This window comes from Nocardiopsis mangrovi (assembly GCF_042653925.1).
Lineage (GTDB): Bacteria > Actinomycetota > Actinomycetes > Streptosporangiales > Streptosporangiaceae > Nocardiopsis_B > Nocardiopsis_B mangrovi.
Window position 1 is genome coordinate 373123 of record NZ_JBHSFQ010000003.1, and the last position, 16453, is coordinate 389575.

The 16453-nt window shown below is 66.8% G+C and carries 12 protein-coding genes, 1 tRNA gene and 1 pseudogene; 8 read left to right on the top strand and 6 right to left on the bottom strand.

The annotated features are described in order from the left end of the window. Positions 1 to 196: 196 nt before the first annotated feature. Positions 197 to 1753, bottom strand: coding sequence for a cobyric acid synthase (locus ACFO4E_RS05515; RefSeq protein ID WP_378571913.1), 1557 nt, complete (start codon positions 1751 to 1753; stop codon positions 197 to 199). 479 nt (positions 1754 to 2232) lie between these two features. After that, complete coding sequence (locus tag ACFO4E_RS05520; protein WP_378571914.1) at positions 2233 to 3228, bottom strand: cobalamin biosynthesis protein; 996 nt, start codon at positions 3226 to 3228, stop codon at positions 2233 to 2235. Positions 3229 to 3838: 610 nt separating this feature from the next. On the opposite strand from ACFO4E_RS05520, the gene ACFO4E_RS05525 reads away from it, so the two are divergent. Then, positions 3839 to 3914: transfer RNA gene (locus tag ACFO4E_RS05525), tRNA-Arg, on the top strand. Positions 3915 to 4272: 358 nt separating this feature from the next. Here the strand turns inward: ACFO4E_RS05525 and ACFO4E_RS05530 are convergent. Beyond that, positions 4273 to 4565, bottom strand: a pseudogene (locus tag ACFO4E_RS05530) (tyrosine-type recombinase/integrase); the annotation flags it as partial. A gap of 79 nt (positions 4566 to 4644) precedes the next feature. Beyond that, positions 4645 to 5364, bottom strand: a complete 720-nt coding sequence (locus tag ACFO4E_RS05535) for an NUDIX hydrolase (RefSeq protein WP_378571915.1) — start codon at positions 5362 to 5364, stop codon at positions 4645 to 4647. A gap of 85 nt (positions 5365 to 5449) precedes the next feature. On the opposite strand from ACFO4E_RS05535, the gene ACFO4E_RS05540 reads away from it, so the two are divergent. The 3 genes from ACFO4E_RS05540 (at position 5450) to ACFO4E_RS05550 (ending at position 8916) form a co-directional block, all read left to right on the top strand. Then, positions 5450 to 7195, top strand: coding sequence for a hypothetical protein (locus ACFO4E_RS05540; protein ID WP_378571916.1), 1746 nt, complete (start codon positions 5450 to 5452; stop codon positions 7193 to 7195). Positions 7196 to 7249: 54 nt separating this feature from the next. Continuing rightward, positions 7250 to 8188, top strand: a complete 939-nt coding sequence (locus ACFO4E_RS05545) for a 5'-methylthioadenosine/S-adenosylhomocysteine nucleosidase family protein (RefSeq protein WP_378571917.1) — start codon at positions 7250 to 7252, stop codon at positions 8186 to 8188. Between the two features lie 62 nt (positions 8189 to 8250). Beyond that, complete coding sequence (locus tag ACFO4E_RS05550; RefSeq protein WP_378571918.1) at positions 8251 to 8916, top strand: hypothetical protein; 666 nt, start codon at positions 8251 to 8253, stop codon at positions 8914 to 8916. A gap of 1586 nt (positions 8917 to 10502) precedes the next feature. Here the strand turns inward: ACFO4E_RS05550 and ACFO4E_RS05555 are convergent. Both ACFO4E_RS05555 and ACFO4E_RS05560 read right to left on the bottom strand, forming a co-directional pair. Then, positions 10503 to 10694, bottom strand: a complete 192-nt coding sequence (locus tag ACFO4E_RS05555) for a DUF397 domain-containing protein (protein WP_378571919.1) — start codon at positions 10692 to 10694, stop codon at positions 10503 to 10505. A gap of 32 nt (positions 10695 to 10726) precedes the next feature. Next, positions 10727 to 11518, bottom strand: coding sequence for a helix-turn-helix domain-containing protein (locus ACFO4E_RS05560; protein WP_378571920.1), 792 nt, complete (start codon positions 11516 to 11518; stop codon positions 10727 to 10729). 303 nt (positions 11519 to 11821) lie between these two features. Here ACFO4E_RS05560 and ACFO4E_RS05565 point away from each other — a divergent pair, with 303 nt between their 5' ends. From ACFO4E_RS05565 to ACFO4E_RS05580, 4 genes are all read left to right on the top strand, one after another. Then, complete coding sequence (locus ACFO4E_RS05565; protein WP_378571921.1) at positions 11822 to 12286, top strand: ATP-binding protein; 465 nt, start codon at positions 11822 to 11824, stop codon at positions 12284 to 12286. A 489-nt stretch (positions 12287 to 12775) separates the two neighbouring features. After that, positions 12776 to 13408 (top strand): TetR family transcriptional regulator, encoded by a 633-nt coding sequence (locus ACFO4E_RS05570; RefSeq protein WP_378571922.1) that lies wholly within the window; start codon positions 12776 to 12778, stop codon positions 13406 to 13408. 59 nt (positions 13409 to 13467) lie between these two features. Then, complete coding sequence (locus tag ACFO4E_RS05575) at positions 13468 to 15063, top strand: MDR family MFS transporter (RefSeq protein ID WP_378571973.1); 1596 nt, start codon at positions 13468 to 13470, stop codon at positions 15061 to 15063. A 141-nt stretch (positions 15064 to 15204) separates the two neighbouring features. Further along, positions 15205 to 16416: a macrolide family glycosyltransferase gene (locus tag ACFO4E_RS05580; protein WP_378571923.1), complete on the top strand. Its 1212-nt coding sequence runs from the start codon at positions 15205 to 15207 to the stop codon at positions 16414 to 16416. Positions 16417 to 16453 lie beyond the last annotated feature (37 nt).

Genomic DNA, 16453 nt, shown 5'->3' on the forward strand with positions numbered 1-16453 from the left:
GGATGAACCACTCCACCCGAACACGCCCCACCGCGATCACTCAGGCCATACGCCCCACAAAAAGAAACCCGGCACACCAGGCCCCCGCCCCAGCCACCCCGCGGGAAAAAGCCAGCGAACGACGGCTCCACCACCCCACCCGGCAGGCGAACACGCAGATAGCCACTCCGCCCAGCCGAGCCACACGGCGCCGCGATCACCCAGCCCCGGACACCCCTGCGGGAAGGAGCCCGGCCACGCCCGCGGGCGGAACGACCGGAAGGCCCTCCGGTGCCCCACCCTCCAGCAGGCGGATCAGTGCCCCGGTGTCCATATGGTCTTCGACGAGATCGCCGAGGGCGTCCAGCCGGGCCGCGCGCTCCGCCGCGAAGTCGGTAGCGGGTGCGGGGACGAAATCCCGGCCCGCCCGCCGGGCCACATCGGCCAGGAACGCGCGCCGGAACTCGTTGTTCTCCAAGGCCCCGTGCCAGGTCGTCCCCCATACCGAGCCGCGGCGGCAGCCGTCCAGGAACGGCACCGTCGCGGGGGCGCCCGGATCCACCTCGATGACCCCGTGGTGGATCTCGTAGGCGACGACCGGGTGGCCGTACTCCACGGCCTCGGGCCGACCCAGGGTCTTCTCCGCCGCGAACCGCACCTCGGCCGGAAGCAGGCCCAGGCCGGGCACCCGGCCGGCGCCCGACTCCACGTCGTCCTGGATGTCGCGGGCCAGCATCTGGTATCCGCCGCAGATCCCGAGGACGGGGCGGCCCTCTCGGGCTCGGCGGGCAACGGCGTCGGCCAGGCCCCGTTCGCGCAGCCAGGTCAGGTCGGCCACTGTCGCCCGGCTGCCGGGGAGGATGACCAGGTCGGCGTCGTCCATCTCGTGCGGGGCGGTCACGAAGCGGACGTCGACACCGGGCTCCACAGTGAGCGCGTCGATGTCGGTGAAGTTGCTGATGCGCGGCGTGCGCACCACCGCCACGCGCAAGGTATCCGGCCCCTTGGGCGCGCGCATCGGGCCGCGGTCCACGCTGAGGGCGAGCGAGTCCTCGACATCCAGCCACAGGCCGTCGAGCCATGGCAGCACTCCGTAGACGGGCCGCCCGGTGAGCCCGCGGAGCATGTCCAAGCCGGGCTCGAGCAGTTCGGGGGCGCCGCGGAACTTGTTGACGACGAAGCCCGCGACGAGCGCCTGATCGGCGGGCTCCAACAAGGCCAGCGTCCCGTGCATGGCGGCGAACACCCCGCCGCGGTCGATATCGCCGACGACCAGCACCGGCAGGTCCGCTGCGCGGGCGAGCCCCATGTTCGCGATGTCGCCGGCACGCAGGTTGATCTCCGCGGGGCTACCCGCACCCTCGCAGATCACCACGTCGTATTCGGCGCGCAGCTCCGCCAGGCTCTCCGCCGCCACCCCGCGCAGCCGCTCCTTGTAGTCGCGGTAGGTCAGTGCGTCGGCCTCCCCGATCGCGCGGCCCCGCACCACGACCTGGCTGCGCCGGTCGCCGCCGGGCTTGAGGAGGACGGGGTTCATGGCCGCGCTGGGCTCGATCCCGCAGGCGGCGGCCTGCATCGCCTGCGCCCGGCCGATCTCCGCGCCGTCAGGGGTGACGACGGAGTTGAGCGACATGTTCTGCGCCTTGAACGGCGCCACCTTGAGCCCTTGCCTGGCGAGCCACCGGCACAGGCCGGCGGTGATGACGCTCTTACCCGCATCCGACGTCGTCCCGGCGACCAACAACGCCGGCGCCCCACGCACCGTCCGCCGCATCACACTCCCTCTCCCCCACCATCACACCCGGCCATTCTCACGCCCGATCGCCGCCCGGAACACCCGGACCGTCCGGCCATCGCGACCGCCTCACCCCGGCCCCTCATCTTCCTCGACCCTCGCTCCCCATCCCCCACCTGCCGAGGCGAGGCCGACCCACCCACCGCCGCGCCCGGCCACAACACCGCAATAACGACCGCCGTCACACCACAAAGACCACAGGACCTTCACCGGCGCCCCCTGCACACGAGGTCGGGCCCTCGGTCACCCGAACGGCACGCTGGAACGCTCCGAAAGGGGGACCAGCAACGCCGCCACACGGCACACGCCCTCGGCTCTCACAGCCGTCCCAGCTTCAAACTCACCCCGCTCGCCCTCAAGCCCACCCTCAGACCAACCCTCGTCGGATCGGACAGGTCGCCCGCTCGCCCTCAAGCCCACCTCACGCTCTTCCACACCACCCTCAGACCCACCCACCCTCACCGGCGCCGGACCGGCCGCCCGCGCCCTGCGACGGTGTCGACGACAGCGGGCACCGCGGCCGCGGTGGCGGCCAGCACGGCGGCTGCGGCCGTGACCGCGCGGGCCAGCCGCACGGCCCGGCGGATGTCGTGCACCTCCGGAAGAGGACCTTCACCCAGTTCAGGGCGGTGCTCGACCCTCTTCCCGTAGACGTTCACGCCGCCCAAGCGCAGCCCGAGTGCCCCGGCGAAAGCCGCCTCGCAGTGGCCGGCGTTCGGGCTGGGGTGGCGGGCGCCGTCGCGCGCGAGGATCCGGCGGGCCTGCGCCGGATCTCCCGCGACCGCCGGGGCGAGAGCGCACGCCAACACGGCGGTGGTCCGCGCCGGCGCCCAGTTGGCGACGTCGTCGATCCGCGCCGCCGCCCATCCGAAGTCCTCATATCGCGCTGAACGATGGCCGACCATCGCGTCGAGCGTGTTGACGGCCCGATAGCCCAGCAGACCGGGTGTCCCCAGCAACGCGCCCCAGACGAGCGGGCCGACCGCCGCGTCCGAGGTGTTCTCCGCAACGGACTCGACCACGGCGCGGGCGATGCCCTTCTCGTCCAACCCCCGTGGATCCCGCCCGCACAGGTGCGGGAGGCGGCGCCGCGCCTCCTCGATGTCGCCCTCTTCCAAAGCGTCGGCGATCAGCCCGGCCTCACGGCCGAGCATGGCCCCGCCGACGACCGACCAGGTGGCGGCGGCGGTGACAACGGCGCGCCGTCCCGGGGAGGCCCGGTGCTCGGCGAGCGCCCCGAGCGCGACGGCGGGGACAACGGCCAGGAACGCGAACGCCGCCCCTCTCGCCCGGGACGGGCCGTACACCCGCCGCTCGAGACGGCCGGCGGCGGCGCCGAAGACCGCGACCGGGTGCCCGCGGCGCGGGTCGGGAACCACGCGGTCCAGGACGGCCCCGGCAAGGAGCCCGATAGCGGTGGCGGCTGCGGAGCGGCGTCGGTGCGGCGGTGTCACGCCGTCCAAGGTAACGCCCCCGTACAGGGCTCCCCACGATTGCACCATGTCGCCGCCGTCGGCATGCGCTGCGCGGGACCACGGCCTAGATTCCCTTAGCGAACCAGCACCCACACGGCCCTGAGCAGGGCGAAGGACGAGACACGGAAAGGCGGTGGTCCACCAGGACGACCCGGGAAAACGCGGAGGACCCCTTGGGCACTATGATCATGGCGCTCGCAACCTCGGTCGGTGCATGGTGGGTCTTCTGACCGGCCCGCTACCCTGCCACAGGCGGCCCGCTCCGCCCCCCGAGATCCGACGTCCCGTAACGAACTTCACGAAACGCCAGGACCGCACGCCACACAGGCGGTTCATCACGGGTAACGTGTCCTCGGAGCCCAATAGCAGCCGATTTGGTGGAGCCCGCGTGCTAACGAGACGCAACTACGAATGTCCGTAGTTGTTATTATTTTGCCCGACGATGGGTGACATCTGCCGAATACCCTAGAGTGTCACCCCACCCCACAACCCCCCGACAGCCCCCACCCCCCGGGCCCGACCACCCCAGCAGACCCCCACAACCCACAACGTCACCTCCACCCGCCCCAACAGGACACAATTGAATCGAGCACCTGTAGCTCAGTGGATAGAGCATCGGACTTCTAATCCGACGGTCGCAGGTTCGAATCCTGCCAGGTGCGCCAGGTCAGACGGGGTCCGAGGAACAAACCGGACCCTTAAAAGGGCCGATGTGTGCTCCATGTGTGCTCCGCAGTCGGGGTTCAGTCGCTTCCGCAGGGGAAGGCTCCTCGGGGTCGACCTCGTCGCCGCCACCAGCCGCCCCACACGGGCCCGACGCACACCGGAGCCCAACCGCGCCCCGCTACGGCCCCATGCGTCCCCCACGGGCCGGTAAAACGCCCGGCGGGGCGGACCGCCCGTGGTGACCCGCCCCCACCCAAACCATTCCGATGCCCCTTTCACCCGATCCGCGCCGACCACCCCGGATGCCCATTTCGCGTCCGAGGATCAGCACCCGGCGGGCTCATTACTCGCTGGACCTCACCCCCGCAACGGCACCAGCGCCGCGGTCGCCTCGGCCGCCGCGCGGGCGACCTCCGGGTAGACGGTCTGGTAGGTGTCCTGGGTGAAGTGAGTGGTGGAATGGCCGAACTCGGCCGAGACCACCTTCACATCCACCCCCGCCGCCAGACTCAGCGAGGCGGCGCCGTGGCGGAGTCCGTGCAGCCCGATCGGCGGCAGCCCCGCCTCGGTGGCGATGCGCTGGAACAGGTCACTCACCCAGCTCGGCCGCAGCCCAGTCCGTCCGCGTGGATGAACACCAGCTCCGAGTGCACCCACGACTCCCCCCTGCCAACTTCTCCTTGCTCTGCTTCGCTGCTGTGCCCGCCGCCCAGTCCTGGAGTCGCAGGCTCATTCCTCCCCCGCCCGCAGCAGGGCCGGCACAAGCAGCTTCTTCTCGCCTCGCCGGTATAGGGCCGCAGGCCTACCCGCCACAGACGCCGTCCGCTGTCCCGTGGCCACCACGAATCTCTCGGCCTTGAGTACCTTGCGCCGGAAGTTGCTGGGGTCGAGTGGCTGGCCCCACACCACCTCGTATACGTGCCGCAGCTCGCTGATGGTGAATGGCTCGGTGCAGAATGCGGATGCGATCGTCGTGTACTCCAGCTGCTTCCGGGCGCGTTCAAGCGCGTCCCGCAGGATTACCGCGTGGTCGAACGCCAGGTGGCGTCCTTCGTCATCAAGCGCCTTCTCCACGGGGGTCCAGTGCGCTCGGCGAGCATCAGTACCGGCGACCGGCTCCGGCATCTCCGGCCCGAGGGCCAGGTAGGCGACGGTGACGACGCGGCCACGTGGATCGCGGCCGGGGGTGCCGTAGCCGCCTAGCTGCTCCAAGTGGAGGTCGTGAGAGTCGACGCCCGTCTCCTCCCACAGCTCCCTCCGAGCGGCCTGCTCCAACCCTTCATCGGTTCCGACGTATCCCCCGGGAAGCGCGGTCCGTCCTTGGAACGGCTCCTTACCGCGCTCCACGAGCAACACCTGCAGGGCATCGTCGCGAACCGTGAAGATCACGAGATCGACGGTCACCCAGGCCGAGGTGACGGGACGGTCGGGCCGGTCTGCATGATCCATCGTAACCCCTAAAGGTCAACTTGACTTAAATACTTCGAGGAAATTAAGGTCACTTTGACTCTAACGGAAGAACTGACGGGAAAGCATGAGTACGACCGACGTCCTCCCAGACCAGAGCCACTACTCCGCTCCCATCCCCCCGGCGGCCGTTCACGGGGCGGCCACCCGACATCTGTGCGCCGGTGTGTACTCCGACCGGCCCATCCGCGATCTCGTCATCCGGGTCCACAACGCCTCCCACCGGCGGATCGCCCCCTCCTACGACTTCGACCTGGTACCGGTAATGCGCCATGCGTGGACTGCGCGGCTCCTGGAATCGGGCGGACACGCCGCCATAGTGGCGGCCGTGGTCCTGCCCTGTTTCCTTGGACGCACGTGGAGCGCCGTGTTGGTCGGTCTGGCGCTGCTCGCCTGCGTGACCGTGCACCTCGAGGTCCGCCGCGCAAAGAAGGCCCTGCGCAAAGCGGCCGACGACTCTTCACCCTTGAAGCGGAAGCGATGGCTGCGCCCCCGCGCACACCGGAAGCCGTTCCTCGATCATTCGGTGACAGGACTCTGGAGCCGCACCCCCTTGCGATTCCGGCGTTACGTCAAGGCCGGAACCGCGATGGCGGTTGTCCTCATTGGCAGCTTGACCCTTCGTCCGAGCGAGACGGCGTTCGCGGCCTATCTCCTCCTCGCGCTCCTCACGGCGACTGCGGCCATCGGCGCACTCCGCCAGTTCAGGATCAGCCGACTGCACAGCGATGGCGATCTCCGCCCCTCCCGCATGACCCCACGCGAGGAGGCGGTATCCGAGCAGCAGGACCACGCGTGCGTCGTCTACTGCCGGGGCGATGGGACCCGCAGAGACGAGGACGAGATCCGCCCGTTCAACCCCTTCGGTCAAGTCTCACCCTTCATCGGCGCCGGCGAGATCATCCATCACTGGAACCCGCCGATGACCGTGCAGATGCTGCGGCCCGCCGAAGGCGATGAGAGCAGGCAGGAACGCGAGTACGAGGTCCCGCCGTTCAAAGCGCACGAGTTGATCGACCACCTGCGCCACACCATGACCAAGTTGAAGCGCGATGCCGATGACGTGCGGCTGCGCGGCGAGGTCCGCGACCGCATCTTTATCTCCGAGTCAGACGTGTCCGCCGACCGCGGTCTCCTCGACCGCAGCGAAGCCGAGGCGGAGATCAATCGCATCATCGACACCCCCGACCACACGGCACACCACTTCTTGGAGGTGAGCGTCCCGGCCGTCGGCGGGGAACTGGTGACCACCGTGCTCCTGCGGGTGAGCCTCAAAGGGCGCACACTCAGTCTCGATTTCGCGGCCTGCGCGCTGACCCGTACACCGGCCGAGTATCACCGCATCGACCGCTACGCCGAGCACAGCACCACCGCGATGATCCTGTCAGCCCTGCGCGCCGTACGGGCGTTACCGGAAGAGTGCATCCGGATCCACCGATTGGCGGCGCTGCCGATCCTGGCTGTCAGGGCGCTATGGGCGCAGCGCGATCGGACCCTGATTCCCAGGCTCGGCATCCTCATCGGATCCAAGACCGCCGTCCGCGAGGAGTGCGCCGAGGAGTGGGGAGACGTCCAGCTCGACAAGACCATGATCTTGGACCACATGAAGATCATCGAGGAGCACCTCCTCAACTCCACCCGCGACTTCCTCGAATCCAAGAACGTTGACACGGACGACTACCAGCAGCGCGCCACCCAGATCATCAGCGCCAGCGTCGTCAACATCGGCGGGATCAACGAGTTCACCAATTCCGCTATCGGCCTCGGGGCCCAGGCCAACAACGTGCAGCCGCAGCAGGCGGCTCCACAGTGACGGCTTCTCGACCAACGTATTCAACGAATCACAAGCGATGAACGGACACCGACAATGAAGAATGACGGAACGTACAACATAGGCGGGGTCGCCAACTTCGGCGGCACCAACACCTTCTCGAACAACGCCATCGGCTTCGGGGCAATCAACAACAGCCCGGCGCCCACTGCGTCGACTCCCGAGGACCAAGCCGCCGCGACCGGTACCGCTTCCGGTTCCCGATGGGACATTGGGATCATCACCATCCTTTCGGAGGAGGCGCGCGCCGTGCACGACGTCTTCGACCTGGAGTGGGTGCCCGGCAAAGTCGGCGGCTTGTTCTTCGCCACCGGCAAGATCGAGGCCGGGAACCGCCCGCTGTCCGTGGTCGCCACGCGCACCAGTGCCCAGGGACAGCGGTCCGCCATGGCCGCATGCGAGAACCTGCGCCGCCACTTCGACCCGGCGGTGCTGATGATGGTCGGTGTCGGCGGCGGCATCGGCCGCGGCGAGGAAGCACCCGGCATCGGAGATGTCGTGGTCGGTACCCGGGTGGTCTTCTACGACCTGCGCAAGGAGACCGCTGCCGGCACGATCCATCGAGGCGAGGAGCGCGAATCCCCTGCCGAAATGGTGCATTCGGTCAACGCCTACTTCACGGTGAACGGCGAACCGGCGCCCTTCCAAGGCCAAGCGGACGACTTCCGCGAGCGCGCGTTTCACGCATTCCCGTCACCAATCGGCTCTGGATACGCGGTGGTCGCCGATGAGGAGAGCGAGATCCGGGAGTATCTGACCGGTTTTAACGACAAAATCCTCGCGGTTGACATGGAGGCCGGAGGACTGAGCCAGTTCTGGCAGGAGAATTCGGTCGACCCGGCGCGCAATCCCGGATGGGTGGTGGTGCGCGGCATCTCTGACCGTGCTGATCGGCACAAGGGGCACACACATCACGACTTGGCGGCGCGCAACGCCGCCTACGTCGCACGCGAACTCCTTCCGTACCTGCGCTGAGAACCCGGGCTTTGTGAGGGCCGCTGGCAATCGCCGCCCTCACCAGTGAAAGGAGGGTGACCATGGAGCCGTTCGTCTCGGGTGTGGCCAGCTCGCTTGCCGCGAGTGCCCTTGCGTTCATCGTCGCGCGGCTGGTGTCGGGGCGCGCTCGGGGATGGTTGACAGTCCTCGTGTCGCGGTGGACAGGGCTCGGGGTTCGCCGGGTCTACCTGCGGCAGCAGGACGCCGAATCCGACCTCGCCCGCGACCTGCGCCGGGCCCGTTGGCTCCGCGTACTCGCGGGGCGAGGCAACGCGTTGACCCGGGAAGCGTTCGCGCCGCTTCGGTCTGTTGCAGGGGAAGGACTGGAGTCAGCACGCATACTGCTGCCGACGGCGGACCCGAGCCCGGACTCCTGGCTGGGGCGCCGAGAAAAGGAGCTACAGGACGGCGACCTTGGTATGGATACAGGGCTCCTCGCTGAACAAGTACGCACCAATGCGGCATACGTGGACGCGATCGCCCGTGAGCGCAGCAGCGTGGAGCTGCGTCGGTATGAGCTACCGCACCTGTTCCGCGTAGTGGCCACCGACGAGGGCGCATACCTGACCTTCTACGGGCGCGGTCGCCACGGCCGAGTCTCCCCCTGTATCTATGCCGCACGCCCTGGAATGCTCTACGATGCCGCACTCGCCCTTTTCAGCGCGGTGTGGCAGGGAAGCACACCAACGGCAGAGAGCACTCGGTGAACTCGACCCACTCTCATCCGGCAACAGCACCGAGCGTCTCAGAGAAGCAAGCGTGCGACTCGCCGCAATCCTTCGACCCATTCGCCACCCCCAGGGCGGCCCCATGCATGCCCCACACACCGGTGAAACGCGCGGTGGGGCGGCCCCCATGGTGACTCGCCCACGAGTTGTGGGGCCGACGACATCCATGCTCGACTCCACCCGAGTCCACAAACGGATTCACCAAGGAATCCATCGTATCCACGAAGATCCTCCACAGACCGGCCCTGGGCCAACCAAGATCCTCGGACAAAACGGGCATCTCCTCCCCCCTTGTGAGTGTTCGCCTCCGGTGATGACACGGTTGAGATGCGCTGGCCACTGCGCGGCTGCACGCCAAGGGGGCGCGAGCTCGGCCCCACTGTTGTGCGGGCGGCGGCGCAGGACGTGCCCGCCGCTGCTTGCGCGAGCCCCGCTTCGCCTGCGGATCTCGGTCCCCCTCGTGGATCCGTGTCGAGTCCGGCGCACGTCCGGATGTAGCCGCTCTTGCTTCCGGACTTTCCGCCCCCAAGCCCGCGCACGTGAGTAATACCGACACCCATCCCACCGCCTCGCCCGCCAACTCCGCCGGCACACCGCCTTCCCACCCCCGACCCCCTGATGAAGCTCTCACCTCCCCCCGAATACGACACCCGACACAAAGAAGTCCGACACACAACTGCTGGGCCGCACACAACCAAGGGAAGGGGCGAGCTCGGAGAATCGAGCACGACACCCCGATGCCCACACCTCAACCAACACCTACAGAACGCGGATGGCAATCTTCCACCAACACAGGACTCGCAAAATGAATGACAGCCCCAATTTTGAACATACACGGGATTCTGAAAAATCAGAAATCAGCGAGGACGAAAGAGAAAGAGAAGACAGGATAAAGGGAGCGAGGTGGACCACGACCAGATGCGACGGGAGAGGGACACCCGCCCTCGCATACGGGAGAGCAGGACACTCAACGTGTCTAGTCGGGGTTTGCGAATGGAGCATCCTGTACACCCGCCACCTGGTCTGACAGCCCCTGCGGAGCAGCTCCAGTAGGTAGGTCCACGGTGGATCGCCACCGGAGCGGCTACCGGCGCAGCAGGTGAGCGGGCTGTCACAGCCCAACCGCCATTTCCTCCGCCTGAAGGGATAGAATGCCAGCCGCGCACTCATTTCCGAGACATCGGAGAATTGACTCAAGGCCCTACAGAGATGTCGTAGGTTGCGCGCAACATCGCCAGCATGAACCTACGTTTCAACCACGGGACAACTATATCGCAATCGCTGTTCCCTAGCCGAGACACGCTGCATATTGAATGAATTACCTTATTCATTCAGGAAAGCATGCACGGAGCATTGTGCTTCTTCGTCGGCACGCGAGCTGTATGGGTGAGGGTCGCCACGTGTCGGCTTGCCCCTTCCCCGACATCGGACCAGCGCCAAGCCGAGATCTCCAGAGGCGGCTGGGATATGGTCGTCTGTCGCGCCCCCGGGAGGGCGATTCCCAGAGCGACGACGTCCCGGAGGCCCCGCTCTGCGCAGAGCGGGGCTTCACACGTTGTGGGGGTTTAGACGGTACCGGCGCGGACGGCGTCGAGGAACGCCGCCCACTCGGCGACGCCGAACTCCAGGTGCCGCAGATGCGGGTTCTGCGAGTCACGGACACCGGCCATGCCGACGAGGTCGGCGACTTCGACGCAGTTGTTGGAGTTCGGTGCGCTGTGGCTGGACTTACGCCAGGCGGCATCGTGTAGGTCCATCGGGGGCCTCTTCGGTACTCAGGAGCGGCGGTTCAGGCTCCGGACACCAGGGTCTCGAGGAACTCCACGGACTTCTCAATGGACGCGGCCGTGGCCAGAACCTTTTCGAACACCAGCGTATAGCGCTCGACCTGGTCGGGACTTTCCAGGTAGAAGCCGTCTCTTTCGGTCTCGATGTAGACCACCTGGTCAAGGCCGGAGAAGTCCAAGGCGACGAACTGCCCGGCGACACCTGCGTGTGCCCCGTCCTCGAACCTCAGAACCTGGATGTCGATGTTGGGGCGGCGTGACACGTCGATGAGGTGCTGCCACTGCTCGCGCATCACCTCGGGCCCGCCCACCATGCGCCGGATCGCTCCCTCGTCGATGATGGCCCAGAGCCGCGGAGGGTGCTCTTTGCGGTCCAGGATGCGCTGCCGCTCGAGGCGGACGTCGAGGCGCCGCTGCACCTCCTCGTCCGTCGCGCCAGCAGCGCGGCCAAAGAGCGCCTTCATGTAGCCGGGGGTCTGGAGGAGGCCGGGGATGAGCGCGATCTCGAAGTCGCGGATGACGGTGGCTTCTGCTTCGAGTTCGATGTAGGGGCCCGGCAGGATGTCGCTGTACTTGTGCCACCAGCCGCGTTTACCCGACTCGCGGGCTTGGGCGGCAAGGGCGTCGGTCTCGGCGGCCGGGACCTGGTAGATGTGGCAGAGAGCCAGTACGTCGGCGGCCTTGATCTTCTGGTTGCGGCCGAACTCCAGCCGGTGGATTTTCGACCGGTTCCATCCCATCACCGCCGCAGCCTCTTCCTGCGACAGCCCGGCGGCTTGGCGGAGCTTTCTCATGCGGAGCATGAGATGCCGCCTGCGGACCGGGGGACCATCGCTTCCCACAGTCATGTCGCTGCTCCTCACCGTCGGTATCGATGCCGCGATCATAGCGACCCTCCTCCATGACGACTCCGCATATGCGGACAATCGCACCGTTGTAAAATCGCCCCGTTGCATTTTCTACCTGGGTCAGTGAAGATGAGGGGACCTGAGTACCGTGCCGAACCTCCGGCCGGCTGGAAGGCGATGCCGCATGCGCACGAGAAGGAGCCGCCCCCGCCGCCCGGACCACCCGCGACACGAAACAGGAGACAGGAGATGACGACCCGCATGAACCGGCCAGCCGACACCGGCCGACCGCCACTCCCCCGCCGCAGCAGCGGCCCGGGCGACTCGGCACGGGCATGCTCGTTCATCGCGGCCTTCTCCAGCGTCGGGCCGGCCCGCCGGTTCGCCCGCGCGAACTGCGGATTCGCCTCCGGCTCCCAACCTTGCGACGTCGAAGTCTGCGTGAGCGAGCTGGCGACGAACTCCGTCCGCCACAGCCGCTCCAGCCGTCCCGGCGGACGATTCACGGTGGCCGTCGCCACCGCCCCCGGATGGTGCCGGGTCCAGGTCGCAGACGACGGACCACTCCACCCCCGGCACGGCCCCCGACTGCACCCGCCCGACGCTTTCACCGAGAGCGGTCGGGGCCTCCATCTGCTCGACGCCCTCTCCTCCTGGTGGGGCGTGGACCGAGATCTTGCCTCGACCACGGTGTGGTTCGAGATCACCCGCTGAGACCAGCCGCCCGGCCCTCTCCTCTCCTCGGGCCGGGTGGCCTCGACTCTGGCGCCCCTCCCGTACAGCGCCCCCGCGCATCCACCTGCCGCGGGTACGCCACCCCCCGCCACGACCGACGCCCACAACCCTCGTGGTGCCACTGAAGAACCGTTCACACGGGAAGAGCCACTCGCCGATCTCGCTTCAGTCGGCAGACGGCGGCTTGACCGAGTGAACGCCCCGCAGGGTCTGATCATCAGAGAGGCGGCGACCTGCGGGTAGACGGTCTGGTAGGTGTCGCCGAGGTTCTTCACCCCGACTCCCTCGGCTACCAGCCGGAATCGAGCGACGCTGCACACATGGCAACCATCGAAGGCGGTGTGGTGCGAGACGCGACAAGGCCGCACCAGTTCATGAACGGGGCCGTCACGCTGCGGTAGAGAAACATGCGCATACTGCAATTAGTGCCGTTTGCGCAAATCTTGCACGTTGTGCAATCATGTTGGCATGGGATCACTTGGTGAAGGTCTGCGCGACCGTCGGCGGCGTGAAACGCGGCGTGAGATTCATGTGGTGGCGCTCCGATTGGCTCGAGAACACGGCTTCCACAAGGTCACCGTCGAGATGATCAGCGCCGGGGTCGGCATCTCGCCGCGAACGTTCTTCAACTACTTCCCAAGCAAGGAGTCTGCCGTGGTCGAGCAGCCTCCCGCGGAGCTGTCGCCCGATCTGGTCGCTCGCTTCGTCGAAGGCGGCCCCGGCCGCCCTCGCGACGTCCTCACGGATTTGACCCGTCTGCTCATCGAGCAGCTCGCTCAGGATCCGCCAGAACGCAGTGAGGTCCACGACGTCTTCGAGCTCGCGCACAGTGCGCCGACCGTCTTCGCCGCTCTCATGGCGCGATTCGACGCCTCCCGGCTGACTCTCGCCGCCACTGTCGCGCAGCGCATGGACCCGGATACGGACGAGCAGGTCCCGGACTTGATCGCCTCTGTTGCGATGACCGCCGTCCGCAGCGGTATGGAGCGCTGGTCACAGGACACCGCCGACGACCGCTCCGACTCTCCGGTCCTCTACGTGCAGCGCGCTGTGACGGTACTTGAGGATTTGCTGGCGCCCGGCACCCACGACTTCACCTGATGTCGACCGACCACGATGAAGTTCGGAGCCCCATGATGGCCAGAGCCACGCCTTCCGGGATGGAAGAAGAATCCGGCGCGACCGGGAGACCCGTCCCGACGGATGCGGCCGCACTCCCGCGCCATTTCGGCCTCATATTCGCGTCTCTGATGACCGCGATGCTGCTGGCCGCTCTCGACCAGACGATCGTGAGCACCGCGCTGCCCACCATCGTCGGCGAGTTGCACGGCGTGAAGCACATGGCCTGGGTGACCACTGCCTACATTCTGGCCGCCACGATCAGCATGCCGGTGTATGGCCGCCTCGGTGACCTCCTCGGCCGGAAGAGCCTCTTCCTCGGTGCCATCGTGGTCTTCATCGCCGGATCCGTCCTGGCCGGGGCCGCCCAGAACATGACGGTACTCATCATCGGTCGCGCCGTCCAAGGTTTGGGCGGGGGCGGGCTCATGATCACCTCGCAGGCGATCATCGCCGACCTCGTTCCGCCCCGCCAACGTGCCAAGTACATGGCCCCCATCGGCGCCGTCTTCGGCCTCGCCTCCGTGATCGGCCCGCTGCTCGGCGGTTGGCTCACCGATCTCGCTGCGTGGCGCTGGGCCTTCTGGATCAACCTTTCGCTCGGTATCGTCGCCTTGGCCGTCTCCGCCTTCGCCTTGCGGCTGCCCTCGAAGGCCGCCAAGGCCACCATCGACTACATGGGCATCACGCTCATGGCCGTCGCAGTCTCCTGCACCGTGCTTGTCACCATGTGGGGCGGCACGGAGTACGACTGGTCGGACCCGATCATCCTTGGCCTCGTCGCGGGCGCCATATCGGCCTGGGCGGCGTTCTTCATCGTGGAGACCCGCGCCGCGGAGCCGGTGATCCCGCCTCGGCTCTTCGCCAGCCGCATCTTCAATATCTCCACGTTGATCGGCATGGTCGTCATCGGCGTCGGGATGTTCGCCGTCATCGGCTATATGCCCACGTATCTGCAAATGGTCTACGGAGTCAGCGCCACCGAGTCGGGACTGCTCCTGATCCCCATGGTCGTCGGCATCATCGTCACCGCCATCCCCTCCGGTCAGTTCATCAGCAAGACCGGCCGCTACAAGATGTGGCCCGTCCTCGGCTCGTCCGTCGTCACCGTCACCGCGCTGCTGATGTCCACCTTGGGCACAGACACGCCGCTGGTCGTGGTCGGAGCCTACTTTTTCCTGATGGGTGCGGGGGTCGGGATGATGCAGCAGACCCTCGTCCTGGCCGTGCAGAATGACGCCCCCGGCAGGGACGTCGGCACCGCCACCTCGTCCAACAACTTCTTCCGCGAGATCGGTGCCACCCTGGGAACCGCCGCCATCGGCGCCGTGTTCACCCACCGCCTCACCGAGCAACTCGCCGACCGCATACCGGTCGCGGCGACCGAGGCTGTCGGACGTACAGAGTCCCTGACCCCCGCTGCGGTCCACGCCCTCCCCGCCGAGATCCAGGACGCCGTCATCCTCTCCTACCAGCAGGCCCTCACCCCGGTCTTCGGCTACCTGGTCCCAGTCTTCGCAGCAGGCCTGGTACTGGCGTTCTTTCTGCCGGAAAAGAAGTTGGCCGACAGTTTTGCCGAACCTGAAAAGGGCGGCCTTGAGACAGAGATTCCTGCCGGAGGGCCGACACGGGCCTGAGGACGGCCCGTGGGCCATGCCTGGGGATGGTGGATTATCTCGGGATCAGCCGAGAATCAGTCCGGGCTCGGCTTCGGCTCAACGCGATCCCCATGAACCAATTTCGACCCGTGCGCATCCAACGTAAGGAAATCGTATCAAATGCATGTCTTTTTTACCAGCATTGGTGCTGCTGGTCACATTAATCCGACACTGCCGTTGGTGAGAGAACTCGTCGGGCGCGGCCATCGTGTTTCCTACGCGACCGACGAACGCCTTCGTTTCGCAATCGAATCCGTTGGAGCCGCGCTCGTCCCCCTGCCCGAACTGGCCCTTCCGGTGGTCAATTCGGCTTCCCATCCTGGCGACTGGGGCACCGTGATGCGCCACATGATGGAGACGTTGATCCGCTACCAGTCACAGATCATCGGCGACGGAATCATCGACGATTATGTGGAACTGCAACGGCCCGACGCGGTGTGCTACGACAACACGCTCACGATCCCGGGACGACGTGCGGCCGACCGCGTCGGGGTCCCGGCGATCGCTCTTCACCCCACCTATGCTGCCAACGAGAACTTCTCTTTCCAGTCCATGGCCGAATCGGGTGCAGGAAATGCGCCTGGGGAGACGGGGAATTTGTTCCAGCAAATGCGGGAGGTCGGCTTGGAACTCGCCGATGAGATGGGCGGGCAGGCGATCAACCTGTTCGAAGGCCCACCCGCACCGCTGAACATCGTCTTCATCCCTCGTGAGTTCCAGCCAGCAGCCGACACATTCGACGAAAGATTCCACTTCGTTGGACCGAGCCTAGGGGCTCGCAACGATGACGGAACCTGGACGCCACCGGGCGGCGGCCCACTGCTGTTCATTTCTCTGGGAACATCGCCCTTCAACCGCAACACCGAGTTCTACCAGATGTGCATTGACGCCTTCGGGGATGGAAAGTGGCGCGTCGCTTTGGCGATTGGAACCCAGGTCGATCCAGCGGAGCTCGGAAGCGCCCCGCCCAACGTCGAGATTCGACCGCATTTTCCCCAGCTGGATGTGCTGCGGAACGCCGATATTTTTCTTTCGCATACGGGAATGAACTCCACGATGGAATCCCTGTATCACGGCGTCCCTATTGTGGCTGTGCCGCAGCAGCCCGAGCAGGTCGCGAACGCCCGCCAGATCGAGCAGCTCGGTCTGGGCCGCCATCTCACCGGCCGTCTGTCGCCGGACCTGATCCGACAGGCAGTCGAAGATGTCCACGCGGATCCCGCCGTGGCCGGCAACGTCACGGACATGAGCAGGGTGCTGCAGAAGTCGGGTGGCGCCAGAGCTGCCGCGGACGCGATCGAATCCCATCTCGGTGCCCGGTTGAACCCCTGAACACCGTGGTCGGTGGCCGCTCGGGGCCGGGGACTCG

Coding starts and splice junctions, on each gene's coding strand:
- ACFO4E_RS05515 (WP_378571913.1), bottom strand. CDS start 1,753: ATGCGGCGGACGGTGCGTGGGGCGCCGGCGTTGTTGGTCGCCGGGACG.
- ACFO4E_RS05535 (WP_378571915.1), bottom strand. CDS start 5,364: ATGGATCATGCAGACCGGCCCGACCGTCCCGTCACCTCGGCCTGGGTG.
- ACFO4E_RS05540 (WP_378571916.1), top strand. CDS start 5,450: ATGAGTACGACCGACGTCCTCCCAGACCAGAGCCACTACTCCGCTCCC.
- ACFO4E_RS05545 (WP_378571917.1), top strand. CDS start 7,250: ATGAAGAATGACGGAACGTACAACATAGGCGGGGTCGCCAACTTCGGC.
- ACFO4E_RS05550 (WP_378571918.1), top strand. CDS start 8,251: ATGGAGCCGTTCGTCTCGGGTGTGGCCAGCTCGCTTGCCGCGAGTGCC.
- ACFO4E_RS05555 (WP_378571919.1), bottom strand. CDS start 10,694: ATGGACCTACACGATGCCGCCTGGCGTAAGTCCAGCCACAGCGCACCG.
- ACFO4E_RS05560 (WP_378571920.1), bottom strand. CDS start 11,518: ATGAGAAAGCTCCGCCAAGCCGCCGGGCTGTCGCAGGAAGAGGCTGCG.
- ACFO4E_RS05565 (WP_378571921.1), top strand. CDS start 11,822: ATGACGACCCGCATGAACCGGCCAGCCGACACCGGCCGACCGCCACTC.
- ACFO4E_RS05570 (WP_378571922.1), top strand. CDS start 12,776: ATGGGATCACTTGGTGAAGGTCTGCGCGACCGTCGGCGGCGTGAAACG.
- ACFO4E_RS05575 (WP_378571973.1), top strand. CDS start 13,468: ATGGAAGAAGAATCCGGCGCGACCGGGAGACCCGTCCCGACGGATGCG.
- ACFO4E_RS05580 (WP_378571923.1), top strand. CDS start 15,205: ATGCATGTCTTTTTTACCAGCATTGGTGCTGCTGGTCACATTAATCCG.